Genomic DNA, 25,333 nt, shown 5'->3' on the forward strand with positions numbered 1-25,333 from the left:
CTTCCACATGAAGGAAGTAAAGTTAAACAATAAAACAGGTAAAGCTAAGGTAAGCAGAAGCGTCTTGTTAGGCGCTGCTTTCTTAATGGCCACATCTTCGATTGGGCCTGGTTTTTTAACACAAACGACTGTTTTCACTGAACAATTACTTGCAAGTTTTGGTTTTGTTATTTTAATGTCGTTGTTGTTAGATGTATTTGCTCAAATGAACGTTTGGCGAATAATTGTCGTATCTGGTCTTCGCGGCCAAGAAATCGCAAACAAAGTACTACCAGGTCTCGGTATATTCTTGGCTATACTCATCGTCATTGGTGGTCTTGCCTTTAATATTGGTAACGTTGCCGGCGCCGGTCTTGGCTTAAATGCTATGCTCGGATTGAACACGACGACTGGTGCTATATTAAGTGCGATTTTTGCTATTATTATTTTCCTTTTCAAAGAAGCAAGTAAAGTAATGGACCGTGCCGCTCAAATTGCTGGTGGGGTGATGATTCTTCTTATGATGTATGTAGCGATTTCAACTGCTCCGCCTGTTGGTGAAGCCATTGCTCGTACATTTGTCCCATCAGAAATCAGCATTTTCGCTATCGTAACACTGGTTGGTGGTACGGTTGGTGGTTATATCACTTTTGCTGGTGGACATAGACTACTAGATGCCGGACTTAAAGGTACAGCCTCTATTCCAGAAGTTAATAAAAGTTCAATTACTGGTATCGCCGTAACAGGTATTATGCGTATTGCTCTTTTCTTAGCTGTATTAGGTGTTGTCTCTCAAGGTATAAAATTAGATCCAAATAACCCTGCAGCTTCAGTATTTCATCATGCTTTAGGTAATGCAGGTTATCGTGTATTTGGTGTTATTATGTGGGCGGCTGCCGTTACATCAATTATTGGTGCTGCCTATACATCTGTATCATTTATCAAAACATTCCATAAAAATATTGCCAAGTATGAAAACTGGGTTATTATCAGTTTCATCGTTGTTTCAACTCTAGTTTTTGTTACTGTCGGCAAACCAGTAACCATTCTATTATTAGTCGGTGCTTTAAATGGTATTATTTTACCGATTGCATTAGGTACATTATTAATCGCTGCTCAAAAGAAAACAATCATGGGCGAATATAAACATCCCTTATGGTTAACAATACCAGGTATTTTGGTTGTTGTTGTAATGGGTGTGTTGAGCGTCATGACTTTAATCGAACAAATTCCACTACTTTTTAAATAGAAAGAAGGTAATTTGATTGTCATTAACTACAATGTCACCAGCTGATATCCGTACTATGATTCGTGATGGACAGCTGACAGGACCTACTGCAGGTCACGCATTAGGTTACGCGCAAGCTAATTTAGCTATTTTGAAAAAAGAGCATGCTTTTGATTTTCTATTATTTGCTCAAAGAAATCCAAAAGCATGCCCCATTTTAGATGTGATTGAACCCGGTGATTTCGCACCAAATGGGATTTCCTCTGGTGCTGATATCCGTACTGACCTTCCAAAATACCGTATTTATAAACAGGGTGAACTTGTGGACGAAGTAACGGATATTCTTGATTACTGGTCAGATGATCTTGTCTGTTTCCTCATTGGTTGTAGCTTCTCATTTGAGAATGCTTTACTTAATAACGATATAGATGTGCGACATATTACAGAGCGTTGCAATGTCCCAATGTTCAAAACGAATATTGCAACAACGCCAGCCGGTATGTTTGAAGGGCCTACTGTCGTATCCATGAGACCTATTCTAGAAAAAGATATTGTACGTGCTGTCCAAGTGACATCACGCTTTCCATCCGTTCACGGTGCACCTCTTCATATCGGCAATCCACAAGCTATTGGGATCGATGATATTAGTAAACCAGACTTTGGTGATTCTGTAACGATCCATGATGGAGAAGTACCTGTATTTTGGGCTTGTGGTGTTACACCACAAGCAATTGCTATGCATGTAAAACCAGAACTAATGATTACTCACGCACCTGGCCATATGTTCATCACAGATATTCGTGACGAACATTTTGGCATCATTTAAAAAAGTAACCCCTGAATGCCAGACATTCAGGGGTTACTTTTTTTATGAGTCGCTATAGCCAAGCTTCAAGGAAACTTCTGCTGCTGCTTCTTTAGCGAGTGCGATAAAGTCATCTAATGTTTCTTCTGTATAATTTGTCTCAATACCCGCCACGCTCAATGCAGCAACTACATCACCGCGATGATCAAAAATGGGGACAGCGATGGCTGCGGTATAATCTTCTAACTCTGAAAAGCTTTTTGTATAGCCTCTATTGCGTGCTTCTGAAATAGAGTGTCTTAGTGCTTCCATTGTAGAAATCGTGCCTTTAGCATATGGTATAAGCTCAACACGCGCCAAATAATCTTCCCGCTCTTGTGCTGGTAAAAAAGAGAGGATGGCACGAGGACACGCACCTGCATATAACGGGCTTCGACGTCCAATCGTCGTATACAATCGAACAGGTTGAATCGACTGTAATTTTTCGATATAAACCGATTCATCGCCATCTCTAATGATTAAATTGACGGCCTCCCCTGTTGCTTTATGTACTTTCTCCATTGAAGGTAGTGCAACTTGGCGTATATCAATACGCTCTGATACTAAGTGGCCAAATCGTAAAAATAAAATACCTAAACTATATTTACCATGTTGATCCTTATCAATTAACGCCATTTCTTCAAGTGATTGCAACATACGATAGACAGAAGTTTTTGGAATACCCGATAATTCTATAATTTCATTAAAAGTTAATTTGGCATGATTGATAAATAAATTTAAAATTTCCATGGAGCGCATAACTGTTTTATTTTTACTTTGCATAGTGATTGCTTCCCCTTTTGTTGTTCATAGTCCCTTCATTCTAACATGCATCCCACATTTTAACAGCTGACTAAAAATAAATAGATTTTTTTGTTATATCTATGAATAAGAGGTCGGCACTGTACTACTTTTTTGAGACAACAATAAAACACCTTATTTTAAGCGAGCCTGGGACAAAATAAAAATAGTATGTTTCAAATATGAATAATCAAATCAATTGAACGCGCAGAAAACGACTCCTGCGGGAATAGCATGAGCTGAAAACCTCACAGGAACGTAGTGACGAGGCGTTTAAAACCCATTTTGTGCTATCAGCTACCCCAATAGAATCTGCCATCGCGTTCTTGGATATAATGCGTAAACCAAAGGCTTCTTGCAACAGCGCAGCTTCTTTTCCATTCTCAGATAGACGCTCCTTTACTTCTTTCAGTCGGTCCTCTTTCAAAGACCAATCCACTGGTTTTTCTCGCTCCGCCACTTTGATGACTCTTTGTTTAGGAATCCAAACACGCTCCTGCTTACCTTTAGCTATAGAAATCTGCTTCATTCCTTCTCCTAGCAATCTTAAATTGGTTTCTATATTGATCAAATGCCCTGTAGAAACCCCTTCACTCTGTTTTTGTTCTATGTAATTTTTATAGTGCTCTCTTCAGCTGGTACAAATCTTTTACACCTTGATCCTTAGCCCACTTCACAAAATTTTGTGAAACGGATACAGCTTTTTCCATGGTGGCCACAGAGTGAACTCGCTTTTCCCCCATCGCTCTTGCTTCTCGCTTCGAGCGATCAAATTGCTGAATCTCTTTTAATGCTTGTTCTGTCTGATAAACGAAACAATTTCCTCCTCTCCCTGTCATTTTTTCGCCTTACCAATAAGCCTCGCTCGTTTAAACCCTAGGTCAGCATTCTTTTTTCAGAGTGCTTCTATTCGATAGCAGCACCATTTATTATACAAGATGGTCCGTGACCGGGCGAGACCACATTTTAACCCATGAATAGTACAAGTTGATGGAGTGCAGGCGGCGACTTCTGCGGGAACAGCACGAGCGGAAGCACCCGGACTGAGCGAAGCGAGGGAGAAGGCTGGAGCCGTGCCCGCGAAAAGCGTCCGCCGGAACGGAATCAACGGCTACGAGAAAAAGCGAGGACAGGAACGAAATTCGTTCCTGTCCTCGCTTATCTGTGCATAAGTGGACTTTTTCAGTGCCCTCTCATTAAACTAGGTATTATTTCAATACCTGATTTTAATGAAAGGTGTTTTAATTTGTTCCATATTTTAGGTCTGTGCCGCCGTCATTTTTGACAGGTTAAGATAGCTTTTTTATTAGATTTTTAATGATTTATGAAAGTCTGACCAACTTGTAATACGCTGACCTTCTACTTGTTTATTATACGATTGATCGACGATATAAACCGCCGTTTTCGTATTACCTAATGTCTCTAATACCGCGGGTTTATCGTCGAAGTAATAATCCAATGCTAAATCGCGAATAGTCATGATTTTCTCATCATCTTGCATACCGCAAAAGAAGTGACCATCTGCAACAGGAAAACCTGCTGCCATCATCCAATCCTTGGTTTGTACACAATATTTTTTCGGCCGCGATGTAATATAAAATACATCATGCCCCTTATCATTCAATTCATTTAGCAATGTTAATGCCCCTTCAAAAGGAGGACAATCTGTAAAATAAATAGCTGGCATCAAACGAGTCCACATTGCGTTTCCCTGCTCTTGATTGAGGCCAAAAATTTCATGAATTTCAACTGTTTGAATTGCATGAAACTGTTCTATACTTTTATTTTCATTTAATTTTTCATTGTATAAATGAAAGGCGTGCTGCCGTAAATTAATCAGCGTATCATCAATATCAAAACCAAATTTCACCGTCATGCTCCTTTATGCTAAAACGACAAATTGATCTGCGAAGGACTGTTCCTTCTCAATTTGAATCGCCTGTAGTTTTGCTACTGCTTTCTTTCGCTCTGTTGCACATGTCATCAATTCAAGCTGGGACACCTTTTCGGAGGTAATCAGTTGCGCGAGTATTTCGGCATCCTTCATCGAACTATTCAAACCAAATGCACCGGTAGGCGTCATCGTATGAACTGCATCCCCTATTAAAATAACACCATCCTTACTCCAGTTTTTTGAACTGCTACTAAAGACATCGAGGACGACAAAATCTTTCCAAGAAGTAATCGATGCTTTTGCAGAGTCGGCTAAAGTAGGGAAAGCCTGTGCTAATAAATCAATGAATGGTTCAAAAGGTTGTTTACGCAATGTTGGATAGGAACCTTTTTCAATATTCCAGCCAATTTGTACAAAGCCCTTTGCCTGCGTGAATAGTGATACTTGTGAACCACCTACTAGCGCCATTTTTATCGATGGACTCCAGTTTTTTGGTGCTGGTATTTTCGCCCATAATAAATCAAAGCCGTGATTGTGCACTTCTCGATCTAGCTGCGCTTCTTTACGAATTGTTGAAAAGCGTCCATCTGCACCGATAACAAATAGACTAGTAATATCAAGTTCTTGTCCTTGATTGATAGCCTTAACGCCACAGTAACGACCATTATCATCTTGTTTTAACTGTTTGACCTTTGTACTTGTCATCAATGTAAAATTCGGATATTTTTGCGCTTCATTTAAAATGGCCGTCAATAAATTAATTTGCGGGACATGAATCCCTAGATGTCCTACTGTTGGATCGGGTAAAATGGTTTTAAAAATCTCGCCATTATGCCAATACTCTAATGTCTCCATTCGTAATAAACCTTGTTCTTCAACTGCTTCAAATAAGTTATGCGCCCTTAAAATGGCCTCGCCTTCTTCATTTAAATGCTCGCCTCTAAACGCTTTTGCTATATCGCTATGACTTTCCAATAACAAGACAGACATATGTTGTCTAGCTAATAACAAGCTGAGGAGCGCACCACCAGGACCTGCTCCTACAACACAAATATCTACTTGTTTGCTACTCATTTGGCGTCACCTTTTTAGGGTAGGCAATAATCAATAAATCGTCTCCAAATTTTGATACATCATCAAAATATAAGCGTTCGGCAGCATCCATTGTCTCAACATTTGCACCAGCAAAAGGAGTTACTGAATTTTTACCACCTAATACTTTTGGAGCGATATAGACAAAATATTTATCAATAAGCGCTGCTCGTAAGAAGGAAGCATTCACAATACCTCCACCTTCCACCAATAAATCAGTAATGCCCATTTTATAAAGTTCTGTTAATAGTTCCGTTAAGTTTAAGCCGCGTTCATCCTTTGAAATAATGAGGATTTTGACACCCTTTTCTTCATAATCACTCAGACGATGAAGATCGACATTTTTTGATACGGCAATAATAGTTTGTGCTTCCTCTGTATTCATAACATGCGCATCAAGAGGCGTGCGCAATTGGCTATCCAAAATAATACGGATCGGATTTTTACCTTGACGATTGTCTAAACGAGTTGTCAAAGAGGGATTGTCCGCCAATACTGTGCCTACTCCAACTAAAATAGCATCCATTTCATTACGAAGTTCATGAACATGTTGACGTGCTTCTGAACCAGTAATCCACTGTGAATGACCCGTATGTGTTGCCAACTTCCCATCTAATGTCATCGCAAATTTTGACACGACAAATGGTCGAGATGTTAACATATTATGGATGAACCGTTCATTCAATTTCAATGATTCTTTTTCAAGTATCCCAACATCTACTGTGATACCAGCTTCGCGTATTAACGCAATGCCTCTACCAGCAACATTCGGATTAGGATCTTGTGTAGCGACAACAACACGTGCTACACCAGATTCTTTCACTAAATTGGCACAGGGGGGTGTTTTACCAAAATGTGAGCATGGCTCAAGTGTGACGTATAATGTTGCCCCTTTTGCATGGTCCCCCGCCATATTAAAGGCATGTACTTCTGCATGTGGTTCTCCGGCTTTGCGGTGCAAACCTGATCCAACGATGACACCATCTTTTACAAGAACTGCACCGACAAGTGGATTCGGATTCGTTTTCCCTTTGGCACTTGCTGCTAAATCGAGTGCCAATTGCATATATTGTTCATCTGTTTTCATATAATTCACCCCATTCGTAACTAATTATTATTCAGCAATATGTCCTGATTTTTTAATTTTTGTATTTAAATAAAAACGATTTGTTTCCGTTGCGCCTCCCCATAAAGGTATATGATCATGCGCTAACATTCCATGTTCTTTTAATGCTTGCAATTTTTTTGGATTATTTGTAATAAGCGTCGTTGGTTTTTGACGCAATGTTTCTAAAACGCGTATCGCATCTTCATATGAGCGCGTATCATCTTCAAAACCTAATGCATGGTTTGCTTCTACTGTATCAAAGCCCTCTTCTTGTAGAATGTATGCTAGAGACTTAGAAAATAAACCAATGCCGCGTCCTTCATGGTTTGCTAAGTAGAAAATAGCACCCGTACCATTTTCAGCAACCATTTTCATTGATTCATGGAGTTGATAACCACAGTCGCATCGTTGGCTACCAAAAATATCACCGGTATGACAGATTGAATGCATGCGGATAATTGCTTCCTCTTGTTCTTCAAAATCACCATACACTAATACGGAAGATTGTTGCTTATCCGCAAGATCCGCATCAACTAGAGAAGCCAAGACTTCCTCTTTTGTCCGATTTGGTTGATCTAATTTCAACCATGTATACCATTGGAAAGTCGCTTCGAATTCGCCTTGTTTAATCGGCAAATTAACAGGACCTACTAAACAAATATCGCCTTCACTCTCATGATGAATCATTTGCATTTTTTTATATAAAATTTCTTTTGTATGTTTTTTCTCCATATTTGCACCCATTTCTATAATTAACTACGTTCTTATTCACTTACTTTTCGTAAGTTACTGACAAAAAGTAGTATATAATATCTTGTATTTCACGTCAAATTTGATGATTTTATAGTATTCCCTATTTATGAATAAAATAAATTAGTAAAACTTCTTAACTCCTATATACTATAGTAATAAACTACCTTAGAGAGGCGTGAATGGAATGATTAAGAATTTTCTTATTTTATTATTAACGGTTATTTTCTTCTTTAATAGTCTGCTATCTACTGCAACAGTTCAAGCAAAAACTATTGAAAATCCACCTCATAAAATAATATTCAGCAATAAAATTACCGTCAATACATTATTCTACCCTTATCGCGATGCCCCTCATACACCTACTTTAAAAGCAAAGGGTTTACAAGGTCTGACAATTGATCAAAAAAACAATTATTATTTAACCTATGCTACCGGTGATAAAAATCGCTATGGTTATATTTATAAATATTCGTCAAAAGGGAAAGTGCTGAAAAAAAGTAACAAACAACTAATTGGGCATGGGCAAGCTATTTCTTATATGGATGGTTTTTTGTATCAATTAGCAGATATTCGCGGAAATAAACAATACAAATTACAAAAAATTGATCCACATACTTTAAAATCTATACGAAATTGGACGATACCTGCTGAAATCCATCCAAATGTAATCGCTATGTTAGATGACCAGACGGTTGCTGCAGTATCTAAAACAGCAACTGGTTATGAAATCAATAAAATTCATCTAACTTCTAAACAAAATGCCACTCGAGATTGGCGTGAAAAAATAGTCGTTACCGGTTTAATTGGCACAACAGCTGATCATGTGGTGCAAGGTTTTGCATATGGTAATGGACGTTATTATATTTTATCGAATGGACAATATATGACGATAACTAAGACTGGTAAAAGCAAAAAAATAATCCATTTAAATACAAAACGTGAACCAGAAGGGATTGCTATTAATCAACAGGGGAAAATAATTATATCCTTCAATAAACTAAATGAAATTTTCATACAAAAATAACTCCCCATACAAAACGAGGTAGTCCATATACCTCGTTTTTTGTATGGGGAGAACGGCTAATCAACTCTTATTTTAAGTCACCAGAATTATCCTTAGATGGCGTATTAGATTGTGCATATTCTTTTGCTGTCATAACATCATCTACATGCATATTCACTTCTACAACCTGCAAGCCTGTCATATGCTTCACATGTTCTTTCACAACTGATGTTACTTTTCTGAAAATATCAGGTGCACTTTGACCATATTCCAATATTACTTTCAAATCAATAGCCGCCTGCTTCTCTCCTACTTCTACAGATACGCCCTTCGTAATATCTTCACCGACGAAACGACCGGTCAAACCAGATGCAAAACCGCCCTTCATCGCTAAAATACCATTTACTTCCCTTGCAGAAATAGCAGCTATTTTCTCTACAACTGCATCTTCAAAAGTTAATTTATTTTCGAAGACTTCTGCTTTCTCCGCTTCCTTATCATTGACACCTGTTTGACGATTGTATTGCTCTGTCGAATTTTCATCCATATTTAACCTCTCCTATCTAAGTTTGTCTATGAATATTAAAAATTGCTCCGTGCGATCTTTAGCGTACCCAATCAGGGTACCGATTGCACACAACATAATGATTAATATTGTTTTCCAAAAACCGATTGTTAAAAACAAAATGCTGATGAGTAACATACTGAGACAGCCTACTATACGCCATTTATAATCGTCTAGAAATCGCCTATTTCTTTCACTATTCATCATTTTCCCTCCTAAATAACCCGTTTTTTAAGTATTTTTTGATCGAGGACATTGATTGTCACCTTGCGGACTGGCAGCTCTGAAAAATGCTCTGTCGTTTTTTTTATGTCTGTACGCATCGTTGTCAATAAACGTTGAATAGTCGTTGCTTCAGCAATAAATAAATCGACATGTATATCGATAAATGATGCTTTTTTCTTTTGATATAAGATAACAGTCGCCGATGGTTGACGAATTCCATCATACTTGGCAATCGTGTGTAAGACATTTTTTTCAATAGATTTTTTATTTATATAAATTGTTCCATCACCATATTTTAAATAAAGGCCCCGTTTTTTATTGGATGGCTTACAGGCGAAAATAATCAGCGCACATGCAATGACGAATAGGAGTGTCGATAATGTATAGAGCGTTGGTTCGAACCAGCTATATTGCAACAGTTCATTTTTATAATTCCATTTTCGAGGGATTTCCATATTAAAATACAACAAGACACCTACGACAACAACAATTAGTAATCCAAAGCTTAAAGCTAGAATTCGCTTCATATTTCTGCCTCCATTCTCTCTGTTCTAGTAGTATTCCCCATTTAAAATGCATTAATCCCCATCATTCATACTAGAATTCCATAAAAAAAACACCACAGAAATCTGTGGTGTTCGCTAAACTACTATTTTTTATCTTTTTTTATAATTTCTTTTTTATTTAATGAAGTAATCGTTAAATCTTTTACTTGTAAAAATGTTTCTGTTGTATTGAGATACGTAAATTTCACTGTATCTCCTTCTTGTAAATACACAGCTAATGGTGATACTTCTGAACTTACAGTATAGTTTGTCTCGTCACTCAATAAGAATGAAACATTGGTAAAATCGCCCGCAGTTTCTTTATAGACGCGCATTACTGTACCTTGGGTTGTTTTTTCTTCCTTCGAAGAACTACCATTCACCGTTGTAGAACCAGAACGACTCAGGACATTTTTATATAAACGCAATGCTTCTTTTGGTGAAGTACCCGATACGGCAATTTCAGGATTTGCCGCTGATACAATATAGTAATTTTGTAAGAAACCATTCGAATCAAGTACCGGTACTAACCAACTTGTCTCTCCATAAAAATTATAGAGTAACGGCATAGAACCAGACCATTTTTTCTCGACGAATTTTTTCTCGACAACTTGCAGTGCACCAGCTGAATCCATATATGATTCTTCTGCGCTACCTGTATAGTAAGTTGCCTCACCAGTATGTGCATTCGTCAATGAGTATCCTAGCATCGATTCTACACCTTCTTTAGGACTTGTGAAGTCTGTAAAGTAGTACATCGTACCTTCTTCATCGAATACAGGACTGACATTTGCTTCTACGCCTTCATCTGAAGGGATTTTTATATCTTTTTTACCGAAGATGGTATTCCAGTAGCCATGTATATAATTACCATAATAACTATTTTGTAAGCTAACAGCTTCCGGTGAAATAGCACCATCTATAAACGTAGGTACATCCTTTATTTTATAGGATTTAATCTTCCCATTTTGCGCGTTTACCATCACGATTCCCTGTGGCTCAAAACCGTTGCGAGCAGATATGAATTTACCATATGTGCGTATATAATAGGGTGTACCATCATCATCAATTTCTAATTGAACTTCCCCATTGAATATTTTCAACGGATTATGTAAGCGCATATAGCGTACAACATTATCATTTAAAAAAGCCGATGGAATATACTTCATATCCTTCTTCACAAATTTAGGATTCGCTGATGAATCTGTTGCGCTGACAACAAAGTACCCTGGTGTCGTATCCCCTTTGAACCATTTAAAAACATCCGAAAACTCAACTGGTGCTACATAAACGAATTCATCATTTATTTTTTGAATTTGTAAATTACCTAACTCGAAATAACTTGTATTTGGTACTTGTCCAAATGCTTTGTTCATTTTATTTCGTGCATATTTTGGTGGTACACTTGCAGGTGTTTTTGTTTCATCAAAAGCTTTTAATTCCGTTGCTACTGTCATTTTTGCAGAATCATATTTTTTATCTGCATTAAAAACAGGTGCAGATAGCATATAAACTGCTATAGCAATTCCTGCAAAGGCGATGATTCCCTTTATCTTACGTTCCACTCCACCCGTTAAAAACGCACCTAAAAGCGCTAATATAGCGATTGCTGGCCATACCGCCGTCCAGTTTAAATCGATCATCGTTATGTACAAAATTACCCCTGTAACGATACATGCTAAAACAAATACGACGATGAAAAATAGCAGTTTAAATTTTAGATTAAAACCACCATCTTGCATCTTCCCCGTTATTGGAACAAGTAATATCCCTGCAATTGCTGCAATAATTGCAGCTAATAAAAATGTCATTGTCATATTTTTTCGTCCTCCCTATTTATTAATTTACGCATTACAACACAAAAAGTTTCAAACGATTGTTAAATACAAGGATTTAGGGTATAACATCGAGAATTACTTTATAGAGGAGGTGTATTTTGATCAAGTATATTTATCTACTATTTACAGCTGTTATTTTCGCAATTTACTATATTTTTTTCCTTCCACCACTATTTTCGGAAACACTCACTTTATTCTTCAAAGTTATTCCGATGATCTGTTTTATCGTTTTTGTTGCGTTAACAGATCGTGGTTCAAATGACGCTTATAAAAAATGGCTATTAATCGGCTTGATATTTTGTACCATTGGCGATGTAACTTTACGTTGGTTTATTTTTGGCTTATCAAGTTTTTTAATTGGTCATATTTTTTATATTATCGCCTTCTTACAAATCAAAAAAGTACCTACTCCAAAAACAGCAACCTTGCTTCTCTTGCTTTTTGGTATTGTCATATGTGGGTGGGTAGTTGGAAATATTATTAAAAGTGGTGATCTGCTATTGAGCGTAGCTGTCATTACATATATTGCTATCATTTTAACAATGGCTTGGGCCTCATTCCAAACGGCATCATTAACAGTTATTTTTGGCGCGTTATTCTTTTTATTATCCGATTCAATTTTAGCGTTAAATCGCTTTGTGACAGATATTCACTATTCATCTTTTCTCATTATGTCGACGTATTATACCGCGCAAATTTTATTTACAATAAGCGTCTCAAAACATTTCGCAAACCGTAAGAAAATGTTAGAATAGTAGCAATGCTTAAACAATTAGGAGGATTATGAATATGAAAGAACAAGTAATTGAACGCTTAATACGTTATGTAAAAATAGATACACAATCAGATGATACAAGTAATACAGTACCATCGACTGCTAAACAATGGGATTTATTGACTGTACTTGAAGCCGAACTAAAAGAAATTGGTATGTCTGATGTTTCTGTCGATGATCACGGTTATTTATTTGCTACATTGCCTGCAAATACTACAAAAGCAATTCCTACAGTAGGATTTTTAGCTCATGTAGATACGACAACTGATTTTACGGGTACAAATGTCAAACCACAGCGTATCGATAACTATGATGGTGGCAATATTAAACTAAATGAACATCTTACTTTATCACCAAAACAATTTCCCGAACTTACTAACTATATTGGACAAACACTTATTACAACAGATGGTACTACTCTTTTAGGTGCCGATGATAAAGCAGGAATTGCTGAGATTATGACAGCGATGGAATACTTCATCAAAAACCCTGACATTAAACACGGTAAAATCCGCGTTGCATTTACACCCGATGAAGAAATTGGCCGTGGTCCACATGCCTTCGATGTTGCACGTTTTGATGCGGATTATGCATACACGATGGATGGTGGTCCACTCGGTGAATTAGAATTTGAAAGCTTCAATGCTGCCGGTGCTACAATCACGACTTTTGGTACAAATGTTCACCCAGGTAGTGCAAAAAATAAAATGGTAAATTCGATTACTGCCGCAATCAAATTCCAAGAGATGATGCCAAAAGATGCTGTACCAGAATTAACTTCTGGTTATGAAGGCTTCATCCATTTAATGAATTTTGATGGTTCAATTGAAAAAACAACTTTATCTTATATCGTACGTGATCACGATCGTGAAAAATTCGAAGCCAAAAAAGAATTAATCAAAAAAGCTGTCACTGCCATTCAAGCAGAATATGGTGAAGATGCTATTCAACTTGATATGAATGATCAATATTACAATATGGCTGAAAAAATTGTACCGGTAAAATTCATTGTTGATATTGCTGAACAAGCGATGAAAAACCTAAATATTAAAGCGGATATTAAACCAATACGTGGTGGCACGGACGGCTCACAATTATCATTCATGGGACTACCTACTCCAAATATTTTTGCTGGCGGTGAAAATATGCACGGTAAGTACGAATATGTTTCAGGCGAAACAATGGAAAAAGCAACTGAAGTGCTGATCGAAATCGTCAAATTATACGAACAAAATTAATCTTTTCCCTTAAGAGAGGAGCATTTGATGAAAGAAATTGCTATTGGCATACTAGCCTCCTTATTTTTTGCAGTGACGTTCATCCTTAACCATTCAATGGAGCTGGATGGCGGGAGCTGGCTTTGGAGTTCTTCGCTACGTTATTTCTTCATGCTTCCCTTCCTGTTAATTATCGTGGCTAGTCGTAAAGGGCTGCCCTATATGGTAAAAGAGATTAAAAAAAATACGAGCGCTTGGTTAATATGGAGTTTTGTCGGCTTTGTGCTTTTCTATGCTCCCTTAACCTTTGCTGCGGCCTATGGGCCAGGTTGGCTCGTATCAGGAACATGGCAATTTACAATAATAGCAGGCGTTTTATTGGCTCCGTTCTTTTTTCTACATATTAAAGGACAAAAAATTCGGCAGAAAATCCCACTTGTGTCATTGTTGATTTCGAGCATTATTTTACTCGGCATTATTGTCATTCAAATCCCTAGTGCCAGTTCCATTACAGCGAAATCCTTACTATTTGGTATTTTGCCCGTATTGGTCGCTGCTTTTGCTTACCCACTTGGCAATCGTAAAATGATGGCTATTTGTGATGGACGTCTGGATACCTTTCAACGCGTTCTCGGTATGACCATTATGTCGATGCCCGCTTGGATTCTTATGGCCATTTATGCCGGCTTTACTGTCGGAGCACCTAGTGGCAGCCAAGTATTCCAATCATTTATCGTCGGTATTAGTTCTGGTATCATTGCGACAGTATTATTTTTCATTGCAACAGATCGTGTCCATCATGATCAAGGTAGGCTCGCTGCAGTTGAAGCGACACAATCAGCGGAAATTCTGTTTGTCATTATCGGAGAAATGTTATTACTAGGTGTTCCATTACCTACACCACTTGCATTAACTGGGCTCGCTATTATTGTGATTGGCATGCTTTTGCATAGCTACCATACGATGCTCGCAGGGAAAAAACACGCTACCTAATAGCATTTATTTTTCAAAAAAATGATGCCATACTTAAGAATTGTAAAAAAATATCATCCAGAGCCTGAGACAAAGATATTTTCAACAGACATGGCTTCAAACGCCTCGTCACTGCATTTCTGTGGGGTTTTTTGCACGTTCAATTGATTTGATTATTCGTATTGGAAATATACTATTTTTGTTCTGTCCCAGGCTCATTTTTTTCTGTTCGAACTTGAGTTATGTTGTGATAATGGCAATGAATAAAGATTTTTAGCATTGCCATTCATTTAATACGGACCATTCACCTTCATATAAGAAGTGTCTTATATTATTTAGCAGATACTCATTTTATTTGTACAAATGAAAAAACGACAAGATGGCGAAATCTTGTCGTTGGGTTGCCGTTCTATTCAATAACATTTGAGGGGGGTTATGAATAGTAGCTTATTAGCGTTTTTTTTGGAGAAAAGCGGCTAATAATTCCTCTGTATTATTCCATGTTTGAGGAGGAGTTTTTGTTTATATGATAATGATAATCGTTATCATTTAAATAGTCAATAGATATCCTCGTTATTTTTCGTGTATATTATGTACAAGGGGTGAACATAATTTGAGTAATCTATCACAAGATCAGCTACAGCAACTAAATAGCTATAGTAATTATATTGATGATGAACAAAAAAAAATATTTAATTTAGCACAATTATTTGACGTAGAACGGCTAGATGATACTAAAAACATCTTAAAAGCTATTAGTCAAAATAATAATGATGCTGTCGCTTTATCTTATTTTACAAGACGATATGGTATGTTTATTGCCATGCAGTTTTATATGCTCACAGTCTATGATGAGTTATGGGACGGGCCTTTTGATGCACTTGAATTTGGGGTTCGTGAAGAATATGGTAGACCTTCCTTATGTATGTTTACACGTAGCGAACATTGGACCATGATTGACGAAGAAGATCGTCAAGAAACCGTTGCAGGTATTTTAAAAACACAATGTGATGATGTTTTTCAACAACTGCGTAAAATGGGGACAGTATCTCCATTAACACATTGGGAAAATGTTTTTGGTTATTTGCTATGGCATTATCATACTTTATTGAGTAATCCAGCTACTGAAGAAGAAGCCATAGAATATGTGAAGTTTTTAGAAGATGATAAAACGTGGACTGACTTCAGTACCTTTTCACGTTTCCATAAATATACTGGTGGGAATCATCCTTCTACACTCATTCATATACCTGTGCGAAAGAGCTGTTGTTTTTCAAAAGATGTACCTGGTTTGATGGCTTGTGGTTTCTGCCCACTTATTTAAAAACAACGACCATTTCCTTTACAAAATCACGCTCAGAAGTTATACTAACGACAATAAGTTTCTCGAAGGAAACATTTTAAAGTATACATTAGATTGAGAGAAGGAATTTTTATGTTTTTCACAAAAAAAAATACTGTGCCGCTATCAGCTGATGCTGTTTTAAAAGGGGAAATTAGAGGTTTCAGACAAATACTACCATTTTTAGGCCCTGCTTTCATCGCAGCCGTTGCTTATATAGACCCAGGTAATTTTGCTACAAATATAACAGCCGGCTCAGAGTACGGCTATATGCTGTTATGGGTGATTGTTGTATCAAATTTAATGGCTGTATTAATTCAATCGTTGTCGGCAAAACTTGGTATAGCTACTGGTCGAAATTTACCGGAAGTTTCGCGAGATCGCTTTTCAAAAAAAACAGCCGTTTTATTGTGGATTCAAGCAGAACTCGTCATTATAGCCACCGACTTGGCTGAGTTTATCGGTGCGGCTCTTGGACTCTATTTGATATTTAATATCCCCATGTTGCCTGCTGCAATCATTACTGCTATCGCATCATTTGGCATTTTAGAATTACAACGTCGAGGCGTCAGAACATTTGAAGCCCTTATTTCCGGTCTAGTATTAATCGTCGTATTAGCTTTTGCTTTCCAAACATTTTTAGCGGAACCTAGTGCTGGCGATATCATTGGCGGATTTCTACCACAATTTGGTGACGTCAATTCAATCTTGCTTGCTACTGGTATTTTAGGTGCTACAGTTATGCCACATGCAATTTACTTGCACTCATCATTGACACAGCATCGCGTAGTTGGGCGCAATGATCTAGAAAAGAAAAAAATATTTAAATTTGAATTTATTGATATTGTAATCGCAATGATTATTGCAGGTGCTATAAATATGGCCATGCTTATTATTGCAGCTGCTATTTTTCATTCAAAAGGTATGGACGTTAAAGATTTGGATGTTGCCTATACGGAACTTGGCAATATACTAGGACCTTTTGCAGCTATTTCATTTGGTCTTGGCTTATTAATTGCCGGGTTAGCGAGTTCAGCTGTTGGTACAATGTCTGGTGATGTTGTCATGCAAGGTTTCATCAATCGTCGGATTCCTATTTACTTACGCAGAACAATTACAATGCTACCACCTATTGTTATTATTGCACTTGGTTTGAATGCGACGACAGCACTTGTTTGGAGTCAAGTTATTCTATCATTTGGTATCGCATTTGCCCTCGTCCCACTCATTATTTTCACAAGTAATAAAAAACTGATGGGCGGACTTGTAAACAGTAAGATCACAACAATTCTTGGATGGATAATTGCTACGATCACAATTGCACTTAATTTATTTTTACTCTACACATCCATAAAAGATTTATTTTTCTCTTAACTGAATCAACTTACAGTACCCATATAAAAAAGATCTATTTTGAATACTATAAAACCCGTATGATTTTTTGGCATCATACGGGTTTTATAGTTTATTTAGCGTTGTACTCATGCGTCTTGACACAGAAATTCCTGTCAATTTGTTGAGATCGTATCGCCTTTTTACGTTTCACATGAAACAAATCTACCAAGTCAACATAATCTCTAACTAATTTATTGCGCTATTTTTTTACCAATTGTCGTAATCGCATCAAAGAAACATGTAATAAATGCTGCACGATCTACTGAATGTAAGACATGGACATTTGGCGTTTTACCTGTCTTTTTCGCATAATCAACAAGTGTTGTACCTTGTGTCAGTCTGCCTTCTAGTTCGACCTCAACAAAATAATCATCGCCTGTAAACATCGTAGGTTCAATCAGACAAGCAATGGCACAAACATCATGGACACGAATTTGTTTTTCAAAATCTGGTGCGTTAAAAGGAGTTTGCGATTGTGTAAACGTATAGAAATTCATCATTTCAGCAACTTTTTTTGCAAAATCTGTTCCTAAATGGCTTAGCTCATTCATTTCTTCTCTTGTAATATATGCTTTATGTGTAACGTCTAAACCGCTCATAATAACTGGCACACCTGAACGGAATACAAGCTCGACTGCATGTGGATCTACATAGGCATTGAATTCTGCTACTGTTGACATATTACCACCAACAGCTGCACCACCCATCCATGATATTTCTTTAATAAATGGTTTCACTTCCGGGTGGGCAAGTAATAATGCTGCAATATTTGTTAAAGGTCCTGTAGCAACAATAGTAATTGGTTGTTGTGCGGTCATTAATGTTTCATACATCGCTTGAATAGCTGGTCGTTTACTTGCCTCAAAAGTCGGATCCGCCCATTTCACATTGCCAAGCCCACCTTCACCGTGAATATCTTCAGCAACTTCTTGGACGCGGAACATTGGTTTTTCTAAACCTAACGCTACTTCCACTTTATCTTCCTTAATATATGATAGAAAACTTAGTGTATTATATGCTGTTTTATCAATTGTTAAGTTACCAGCTTCCACCGTTACTAGTTTAATATCTAATTCTGGTCGGGCAAAAGCCAATGTTAGCATCATCGTATCGTCGATACCTGGATCGCAATCTATTATTATAGGGATTTTAGTCATTTATGAAACACTCCTATCCATTGAATACACTCATTGTATCTTCTTTACGAGCGCATTTCACTAGAAAAAACAATTTATTTTTCAAAACGGACAAACCACTGGTTTTCAAACGACTCCATCCCTGTTCCAACATAGCCATCTTGCAGTAATTGTTGCTGTCCTGCTATATCATTCATATCCATCATCACTTGAAATTCATATGTTTTTGGCGTGGCTGTTAAGTCTTTAAAAAAGACATAGCGTAGCTTATCTACATATTTTATCTTTAAAGCACGCACGATTAAATTTTGTGAAAATTTGTCTTTTAAACTTGGAATATTACCCGGTTTGACAGTTGAACAAATATAATCATAGCGGGAAATATCAATATGCTCCATCGACCATTTGGCCATTTTCTTTTGTAAACCAAAACCTCTAAAATCTGGTGATACATTTGATATTTCTTGATATAATACGCGTGGAAAATCTGCCTCTGCAATTCCACAATCATAACCTAAATGTTCAGCATCAACTGGTGGTTCTACCAACGCACGAAAACCAATCATATCATCGTCAACGAACACACCAAGCATCATACGCTCTTGAAGTAAAATTTCTTCAAATTCTTTCGTACTAAGTGGTTGTAATACACTTTGATCTGGCAAAGCGGCATATACTTTTTCTTGTAATGCTTCAATATCAACTAAATCTTGCATGGATAAATGGCGGACAGAATAGGCTGTATCACCTAAAAATCCCTCCGTAATAATTGTCATGATTTTTGCACCTCTTACGCTGTAATTTTTTCTGAGAATACTGTAAGTTCAGCTAAAACGGCTTCATCAACATCGATACCTAGTCCGGGTTTATCTGTTAATTCGATAAATGGAACATCATATTTTAAGTTGCCAATATCTTTAGAGAATTTTAACGGACCTGTTAATTCGACACTACCCATAATTTTTTTTGAAAATGCTACATGAAATCCTGCTGCTGAACCAACTGATGATTCTACCATTGAGCCGACTTGGCATTCAATACCTGCCATCTCTGCCATTACAGCTAACTTCATTGCTGGATAAATACCGCCACATTTCATCAATTTTATATTTGCTTTATCTGCAGCTCGCTTAGCGATTACTTCACGCATATCACGTTCGTTGCGTAAACCTTCATCGATCATGAGTGGAATAGCTGATTTTGCTTTAATCTCTACTAAACCATCTATATCATTGTCCATCACAGGTTGCTCCAGCCAATCTATATTTAACTCTTCCATACCGCGTAAAGCGGTCAGTGTCGTCGCTGCATTACCCCATCCTTGATTGACATCCACACGGATCGCGATATCTTCTCCTACGCGTGCTCGCACTGCTTTAATACGTTCTACATCGGTTTTCACATTCGTGCCAACCTTCATTTTGAAAGAATCATAACCCATTGCCATTTTAGCAGCTGCTTCATCTGCCATTTTTTGTGGTTCACCAATTGATAAAACATGCGTAATCGGGAACTTTTCATGGTAGCGTCCACCTAATAGTTGGTATACTGGCACATTCATCGATTTCCCTGCAATATCAAAGCAGGCAATATCGATTGCGGCTTTTGCCGCTGGTGCTGGTTTTACAATATGATCCATCAGATCGTGTAATTTTTCAAATTGACGTGGATCTAAACCAATAACCGCTGGTGCCAAATGATTTTTCAATACTTGGAATGTCCCTTCCCATGTCTCACCCGTAATATGTTCATCTGGTACTGCTTCACCAAAACCAATATAACCATCATCCGTTGTCATTTTTACAATGATTGATTGGATTGAATCATAGGTTGCATAGCTAATAATAAAGGGATCAATTAAAGGTAAATTGATTGCGAATAGTTCTATTTCTTTGATTTTCATGTATAATACACTCCTATGTTATAATGTCGTTAATTAGTCGTTTAATAATCTAAATAAAAAGCTCAAAGGATGATTTAATATGCACATTAAAATTGCACTCATTTGCTCCCAAGCCTATAAAGAATATGTTTCTAGTATCGCACAAACAATCAGTGATTTTCAAATAGATTTTTATATTTATAGTCAGCCGCAGGATGCAAATAACTTATTAGATGAATTACAACCTGCTGACGTCCTAGTAATCGGAGGTCTACTTCCCTATTTAGAAGTAGCTGAACGTTTAAAAATATGGCAAACCCCTTACTATTATTTAGAGCAAGATGAATCATCTGTATCAACTACTTTACTGGCTACTATTGCTCGTCATGAAATCTGTTTAGGGCGTCTCTCCATCGATGTCGTGAAACCCGAATTTGTATCGAATATTCTATCTGATATTCATTTAGAAGAGGTTTCTCCATACGTTTTACAAACCACTTCTCCGACTCTTTTTGAAGAGCATGCAACATTATATAGAGAAAGAAAAATCGATATGGCGATTACGAGCGTTCATCATGTTTATACGCAATTACAAAAAGCTCAGATTCCGGCAGTACGTGTCATAGACTCAAGGTCTGCATTACTTCAAAAATTAAGCGATATTAAATCAATGGCTTTGTTAAATAAATCAAATGCCAATCGAGCAGCCGCAGGGAAAATAACGCTTCATATTGATGATACACCTTCCTTCTTGACACTTACACAGGAAATTCATGCGAGCTACAAACAGCTGGATGACCATAACTATGAGATTTATACTACTTCAGGTCGTTTACAGTACTTACTAGCAAGTGAGCAATTAAAAACTATTTTAGACAACTTTCAATATACATTTACACTTGGTTTTGGTTATGGTGAATCGATTGTTGAGGCATTACATCATGCGAATGAAGCGACTAAATTTTCAACAAACAATCAAGTTTATTTATTGAATGCCCAAAGCATACTCACTGGACCTTATCCAAATGGTGCACAGTCACTCGTATTAAAAACCGATCATCCCAAAATAGCGATTATTTCAAGTCGTACTAAGCTTAGCGCATTAAATATCGCCAAAATAATGGCCTTTAATGAACATCGCCAATCGGAGCAGTTTACTGCACAGGACCTGGCTGACTATTTATTCGTAACGCGACGTACCGCGGAACGAACGATAAAAAAACTTCTTGCAAATGATTATGCCTTGCAGATTGGTGAAGAAATGACCTATCAACAAGGAAGACCCCGTGCCATTTACACATTAAATTTCACCTAAAAAAAGACGAACTATTCCAGCAAAAAATGGCGTAGTTCGTCTCTTTTTTTAGAGTATGCGTAGCGTGATATATAAACCAATGAGCGTCACAAATAAAATCGGTAAGGTTAAAATAATGCCTGTTTTAAAATAAGTACCCCATGAAATTTTGATTCCTTTTAGACTTAGTACATATAACCACACTAAAGTAGCGAGTGAACCAATGGGCGTAATTTTCGGACCAAGATCAGAACCAATAATATTAGCATAGATGAGCGCATCTCTTGTAGCGCCGGAAGTATGTGTCTCTGCAATAGCAAGTGCATTAACCATAACAGTCGGTAAATTATTCATAATAGAAGAGAGAATAGCTGCTAAAAAGCCCATAATAATGGTTGCTGCAAATAAACCATGCTCCGCGGACCATTCGATAAATTTTGCGAGTTGTTCTGTCAATCCAGCATTTCCTAGTCCATAGACAACGACATACATACCAATTGAAAAAACAACAATATTCCAAGGTGCATTTTTGATAATGGCTGTCGTATTAACAGCCTTACTCCGCCTTGCAATTAATAAGAAGAGTACCGCAATCGTACAAGCAACGAAGGATACGCGTATATTCAGCGGTTCGCTTAAAAAGTACCCGATCACTAAAAACGCCAATATAAACCATGATAAACGGAATAATTTATGATCTCGTATGGCATCAGATGGTTTTTTCAATTTGTCTACGTCGTATTGACGTGGGATAGATTTGCGGAAATAGAGTAATAAAATGGAAATTGTTGCGATAATCGAAAATAGATTTGGCAATATCATTACTTTGGCATATTGTGCAAAACCAATATTGAAATAATCTGCAGATACGATATTGACGAGATTACTAACTGTGAAAGGTAAAGATGTGGTATCAGCAATGAAACCACTGGCCATAATAAATGGAAAAATCATTTTTTCATTGAAATTTAGATTTCGTACCATCGCAAGGACGATTGGTGTCAAAATTAGTGCAGCTCCATCATTGGCAAAGAGTGCAGCGACAATAGCCCCCAATAAGCTAACAAAAATAAACATTTTGATACCACTACCACGTGCGATTTTGGCCATATGTAATGCTGACCATTCAAATAAACCAATTTCATCTAAAATTAAGGAGATTAAAATAATAGCGACAAAAGACAAGGTTGCGTTCCATGTAATATTTATAACGTCAAACACATCAGAAAAATCTACAACGCCAAGCACTAATGCAATGACAGCACCAATTGTTGCTGACCAACCTATATTCAATCCTTTTGGTTGCCAAATAACTAAAATAATTGTGAATAAAAATAGCATTGCAGCTGTTATGAACATGAACTTGCTCTACCTCTTTTCAACTCGAGTATTTGCAGTTCATCAAGTACTTGTTGAATGACTGGCTGTTGCAAATCTGCTAAGCGATAATATTTCCAAGTACCTTCCTTACGCTCTTCAATAATACCTGCTTCTTTTAATTTTTTAATTTGTTGACTGACTGCTGGCTGTGAAATTTCTAAAAATTCGACGATATGACACACACAAAGCTCGCCATTTTTTAATGCTGCCATTATTTTCAAACGATTAGCATCTGCTACAGCCTTTAATTGTTGTTCTAAAATTTCCAATGACATAATACCCCTCCTAATATATAAGTGATTACTTATATAATACCACAGTATTTTTAATGACGTATGGGTCTTTGTCTAATTTTTTTATTCACTCTGAAAAAAAATAAAACGCTTTGAAATCAATTTGATTTCAAAGCGTTGTTCTTATTAAGTTAAACTCGCCTCTAATTTTTCTTCTTCTTCGGCATCTTTTTGTGCCTGCGCCAATTCCTCTGGTGACAATTTTACGATTGCAAAACCAATATATGCGTAGATAATTGAAATAATTGGTACGATAAAGTTCAAAATAGCATATGGTGCATATTCAAAAGCGCTAACCCCTAAAGTAGCAAATATAAAGACACCACAGGTATTCCAAGGAAAGAACACAGAGGTTAATGTTCCACCATCTTCTAAAGCGCGTGAAAGATTTTTAGAATGTAGCCCTTTATCACGATATGCTTTTACAAACATTCGTGATGGTACAACAATTGAAATATATTGTTCTGAACAGGTTGCATTCGTAAAGATACTTGCACTAATTGTTGATAATACAAGACTGCCTGTCGATTTTGCAAATTTAATAATAATAGCCAACAAAGATTTGAGCATGCCTGAAAATTCTAGTATCCCTCCGAAGGTCATCGCAACAATCGTCATCGATACTGTATACATCATACTATCTAAGCCACCTTGTTGGAATAACTGATCAACCATCGCATTTCCTGAAGCAATAGCATACCCTTCTTGTAATGTATTTAATGCAGTTGCTGGTGAACCACCTTGCACAAAAATATGTAGTGTAAAACCGACAACAATACCAATCGCTAACGCGGGTATTGCTGGCACCTTTTTAGCAACCATGACAATAACAGCTAAGGGTACAAGTAATAGCCATGGTGAAATCGTAAATGAATCCTGTAATACCGCTAAAGTCGTAGAAATATTTTCTGATTTCATATCAATCCCTGCAAACTGACGTCCTAAAATAGCAAAGACGATGATCGAGATGAGTATGCCAGGTATTGTTGTATATAACATATGTCGTATATGTTCAAATAAATTTGTGCCCGTTAAACCAGCTGCTAGATTAGTCGTATCTGATAACGGTGACATTTTATCCCCAAAATAAGCACCACAGATGACCGCTCCAGCAATCATTGGTGCTGGTATCCCCATTGATAAACCAATACCCATTCCTGCTACACCAATTGTGGCCATCGTCGACCACGAACTACCAATTGCTAAAGATACAATGGCACAGAGCAATAAAATCGTTACAAGAAACCACCCTGGTGAAATTAATTTTAAACCGTAGAAAATCATCGTTGCAACAACGCCTCCGCCTACCCAAGCACCAATCGTTAATCCAACTAAAATAATTATAACAATTGCTGGTAGTGCGAGTTTAATCCCTTTATACATCATCTCTTCTACTTCTCGCCATTTAAAGCCATGAGCCAATGCAACAATTGCTGCTACAACTGTTCCGACAAGTAATGGTATATGCGGACTTTGTTTCAATACCGCAACACATATTAACATTGTCGTCATCATAATAAGAAACGTAATAATTGTCCATCTTGCTTTTATTGTTTTTTTCATGAAAACACCCCTTTAGTTTGTCAGAAAAATCAAATTCATCATCTTTTATACACTTTATAGTGAAATTTTAAAATCGTCAATGCAAAAAATTTGCATTAAAATAGCATTTAAGCGATTACAAATAAGAATATTTTGCACTAAAGTAGCTATTTCAATCATTCTATCTATATGCATAAAAATTCATTTAATATAATAAAAAAACAATTAAA

26 protein-coding genes are annotated in these 25,333 nt (G+C 37.0%); 9 read left to right on the forward strand and 17 right to left on the reverse strand.

Translation table 11 applies throughout. The annotated features are described in order from the left end of the window. The first annotated feature begins 7 nt into the window (after positions 1-7). Complete coding sequence (locus DEX24_RS02220; RefSeq protein ID WP_109304771.1) at positions 8-1,228, forward strand: NRAMP family divalent metal transporter; 1,221 nt, start codon at positions 8-10, stop codon at positions 1,226-1,228. A 31-nt stretch (positions 1,229-1,259) separates the two neighbouring features. Next, positions 1,260-2,033 carry a putative hydro-lyase gene (locus tag DEX24_RS02225; protein WP_109304879.1) on the forward strand — a complete coding sequence of 258 codons (774 nt, stop codon included), beginning with the start codon at positions 1,260-1,262 and terminating at the stop codon, positions 2,031-2,033. A gap of 42 nt (positions 2,034-2,075) precedes the next feature. Here the strand turns inward: DEX24_RS02225 and DEX24_RS02230 are convergent, their stop codons facing one another. The 7 genes from DEX24_RS02230 to DEX24_RS02265 all read right to left on the reverse strand — a co-directional run bounded on the left by DEX24_RS02230 (position 2,076) and on the right by DEX24_RS02265 (position 7,639). Continuing rightward, entirely contained in the window at positions 2,076-2,834 is a 759-nt protein-coding gene (locus tag DEX24_RS02230) for an IclR family transcriptional regulator (protein WP_109304772.1), read from the reverse strand. 208 nt (positions 2,835-3,042) lie between these two features. Further along, complete coding sequence (locus tag DEX24_RS02235) at positions 3,043-3,423, reverse strand: hypothetical protein (protein WP_146192957.1); 381 nt, start codon at positions 3,421-3,423, stop codon at positions 3,043-3,045. A gap of 46 nt (positions 3,424-3,469) precedes the next feature. Then, positions 3,470-3,691, reverse strand: coding sequence for a hypothetical protein (locus DEX24_RS02240; RefSeq protein WP_109304774.1), 222 nt, complete (start codon positions 3,689-3,691; stop codon positions 3,470-3,472). Between the two features lie 467 nt (positions 3,692-4,158). Next, on the reverse strand, positions 4,159-4,722 hold the full coding sequence (locus tag DEX24_RS02250; protein ID WP_109304776.1) for a 5' nucleotidase, NT5C type: 564 nt from the start codon (positions 4,720-4,722) through the stop codon (positions 4,159-4,161). A 12-nt stretch (positions 4,723-4,734) separates the two neighbouring features. Further along, on the reverse strand, positions 4,735-5,820 hold the full coding sequence (locus DEX24_RS02255) for an FAD-dependent monooxygenase (RefSeq protein WP_109304777.1): 1,086 nt from the start codon (positions 5,818-5,820) through the stop codon (positions 4,735-4,737). Beyond that, positions 5,813-6,925, reverse strand: a complete 1,113-nt coding sequence (gene ribD / locus DEX24_RS02260; protein WP_109304778.1) for a bifunctional diaminohydroxyphosphoribosylaminopyrimidine deaminase/5-amino-6-(5-phosphoribosylamino)uracil reductase RibD — start codon at positions 6,923-6,925, stop codon at positions 5,813-5,815. The genes DEX24_RS02255 and ribD overlap by 8 nt, the downstream gene beginning before the upstream one ends. Positions 6,926-6,952: 27 nt before the next feature. Then, positions 6,953-7,639 carry a GTP cyclohydrolase II gene (locus tag DEX24_RS02265; RefSeq protein WP_373863545.1) on the reverse strand — a complete coding sequence of 229 codons (687 nt, stop codon included), beginning with the start codon at positions 7,637-7,639 and terminating at the stop codon, positions 6,953-6,955. Between the two features lie 244 nt (positions 7,640-7,883). Here DEX24_RS02265 and DEX24_RS02270 point away from each other — a divergent pair, with 244 nt between their 5' ends. Continuing rightward, a complete protein-coding gene (locus DEX24_RS02270; protein ID WP_109304780.1) occupies positions 7,884-8,723 on the forward strand; it encodes a hypothetical protein in 840 nt (279 codons plus the stop codon). Between the two features lie 67 nt (positions 8,724-8,790). Here the strand turns inward: DEX24_RS02270 and DEX24_RS02275 are convergent, their stop codons facing one another. From DEX24_RS02275 to DEX24_RS02290, 4 genes are all read right to left on the reverse strand, one after another. Then, complete coding sequence (locus DEX24_RS02275; RefSeq protein ID WP_109304781.1) at positions 8,791-9,249, reverse strand: Asp23/Gls24 family envelope stress response protein; 459 nt, start codon at positions 9,247-9,249, stop codon at positions 8,791-8,793. Positions 9,250-9,261: 12 nt separating this feature from the next. Then, positions 9,262-9,474, reverse strand: coding sequence for a DUF2273 domain-containing protein (locus DEX24_RS02280; protein ID WP_109304782.1), 213 nt, complete (start codon positions 9,472-9,474; stop codon positions 9,262-9,264). A gap of 8 nt (positions 9,475-9,482) precedes the next feature. Next, entirely contained in the window at positions 9,483-10,019 is a 537-nt protein-coding gene (amaP, locus tag DEX24_RS02285) for an alkaline shock response membrane anchor protein AmaP (RefSeq protein WP_109304783.1), read from the reverse strand. Between the two features lie 122 nt (positions 10,020-10,141). Further along, complete coding sequence (locus tag DEX24_RS02290) at positions 10,142-11,854, reverse strand: hypothetical protein (protein ID WP_109304784.1); 1,713 nt, start codon at positions 11,852-11,854, stop codon at positions 10,142-10,144. Between the two features lie 119 nt (positions 11,855-11,973). Between DEX24_RS02290 and DEX24_RS02295 the strand changes: the two genes are divergently transcribed. The 5 genes from DEX24_RS02295 to DEX24_RS02315 all read left to right on the forward strand — a co-directional run bounded on the left by DEX24_RS02295 (position 11,974) and on the right by DEX24_RS02315 (position 17,555). Further along, entirely contained in the window at positions 11,974-12,630 is a 657-nt protein-coding gene (locus tag DEX24_RS02295; RefSeq protein WP_109304785.1) for a lysoplasmalogenase, read from the forward strand. A gap of 34 nt (positions 12,631-12,664) precedes the next feature. Then, positions 12,665-13,888, forward strand: coding sequence for a peptidase T (pepT, locus tag DEX24_RS02300; RefSeq protein ID WP_109304786.1), 1,224 nt, complete (start codon positions 12,665-12,667; stop codon positions 13,886-13,888). A gap of 27 nt (positions 13,889-13,915) precedes the next feature. Next, entirely contained in the window at positions 13,916-14,860 is a 945-nt protein-coding gene (locus DEX24_RS02305) for a DMT family transporter (protein WP_109304787.1), read from the forward strand. Positions 14,861-15,452: 592 nt separating this feature from the next. Next, positions 15,453-16,163 carry a siderophore-iron reductase FhuF gene (locus DEX24_RS02310; RefSeq protein ID WP_109304788.1) on the forward strand — a complete coding sequence of 237 codons (711 nt, stop codon included), beginning with the start codon at positions 15,453-15,455 and terminating at the stop codon, positions 16,161-16,163. 111 nt (positions 16,164-16,274) lie between these two features. Continuing rightward, a complete protein-coding gene (locus DEX24_RS02315) occupies positions 16,275-17,555 on the forward strand; it encodes an Nramp family divalent metal transporter (RefSeq protein WP_109304789.1) in 1,281 nt (426 codons plus the stop codon). Between the two features lie 212 nt (positions 17,556-17,767). Here the strand turns inward: DEX24_RS02315 and DEX24_RS02320 are convergent, their stop codons facing one another. The 3 genes from DEX24_RS02320 to DEX24_RS02330 form a co-directional block, all read right to left on the reverse strand. Beyond that, positions 17,768-18,733 carry a nucleoside hydrolase gene (locus DEX24_RS02320; protein WP_109304790.1) on the reverse strand — a complete coding sequence of 322 codons (966 nt, stop codon included), beginning with the start codon at positions 18,731-18,733 and terminating at the stop codon, positions 17,768-17,770. A 74-nt stretch (positions 18,734-18,807) separates the two neighbouring features. Beyond that, on the reverse strand, positions 18,808-19,488 hold the full coding sequence (locus DEX24_RS02325; RefSeq protein ID WP_109304791.1) for an N-acetyltransferase: 681 nt from the start codon (positions 19,486-19,488) through the stop codon (positions 18,808-18,810). Between the two features lie 14 nt (positions 19,489-19,502). Further along, positions 19,503-20,615 carry a mandelate racemase/muconate lactonizing enzyme family protein gene (locus DEX24_RS02330; protein WP_109304792.1) on the reverse strand — a complete coding sequence of 371 codons (1,113 nt, stop codon included), beginning with the start codon at positions 20,613-20,615 and terminating at the stop codon, positions 19,503-19,505. Positions 20,616-20,694: 79 nt separating this feature from the next. Here DEX24_RS02330 and DEX24_RS02335 point away from each other — a divergent pair, with 79 nt between their 5' ends. Continuing rightward, entirely contained in the window at positions 20,695-21,909 is a 1,215-nt protein-coding gene (locus DEX24_RS02335) for an HTH domain-containing protein (protein ID WP_109304793.1), read from the forward strand. A 48-nt stretch (positions 21,910-21,957) separates the two neighbouring features. On the opposite strand, the gene DEX24_RS02340 is transcribed toward DEX24_RS02335, so the two are convergent. The 3 genes from DEX24_RS02340 to nhaC form a co-directional block, all read right to left on the reverse strand. After that, positions 21,958-23,247: an arsenic transporter gene (locus DEX24_RS02340; RefSeq protein ID WP_109304794.1), complete on the reverse strand. Its 1,290-nt coding sequence runs from the start codon at positions 23,245-23,247 to the stop codon at positions 21,958-21,960. Continuing rightward, positions 23,238-23,543, reverse strand: coding sequence for an ArsR/SmtB family transcription factor (locus DEX24_RS02345; RefSeq protein WP_109304795.1), 306 nt, complete (start codon positions 23,541-23,543; stop codon positions 23,238-23,240). The genes DEX24_RS02340 and DEX24_RS02345 overlap by 10 nt, the downstream gene beginning before the upstream one ends. A gap of 144 nt (positions 23,544-23,687) precedes the next feature. Beyond that, complete coding sequence (gene nhaC / locus DEX24_RS02350; RefSeq protein WP_109304796.1) at positions 23,688-25,124, reverse strand: Na+/H+ antiporter NhaC; 1,437 nt, start codon at positions 25,122-25,124, stop codon at positions 23,688-23,690. Positions 25,125-25,333 lie beyond the last annotated feature (209 nt).

Origin of the sequence: Kurthia sibirica, from assembly GCF_003143975.1 — a bacterium.
Taxonomy (GTDB): domain Bacteria; phylum Bacillota; class Bacilli; order Bacillales_A; family Planococcaceae; genus Kurthia; species Kurthia sibirica.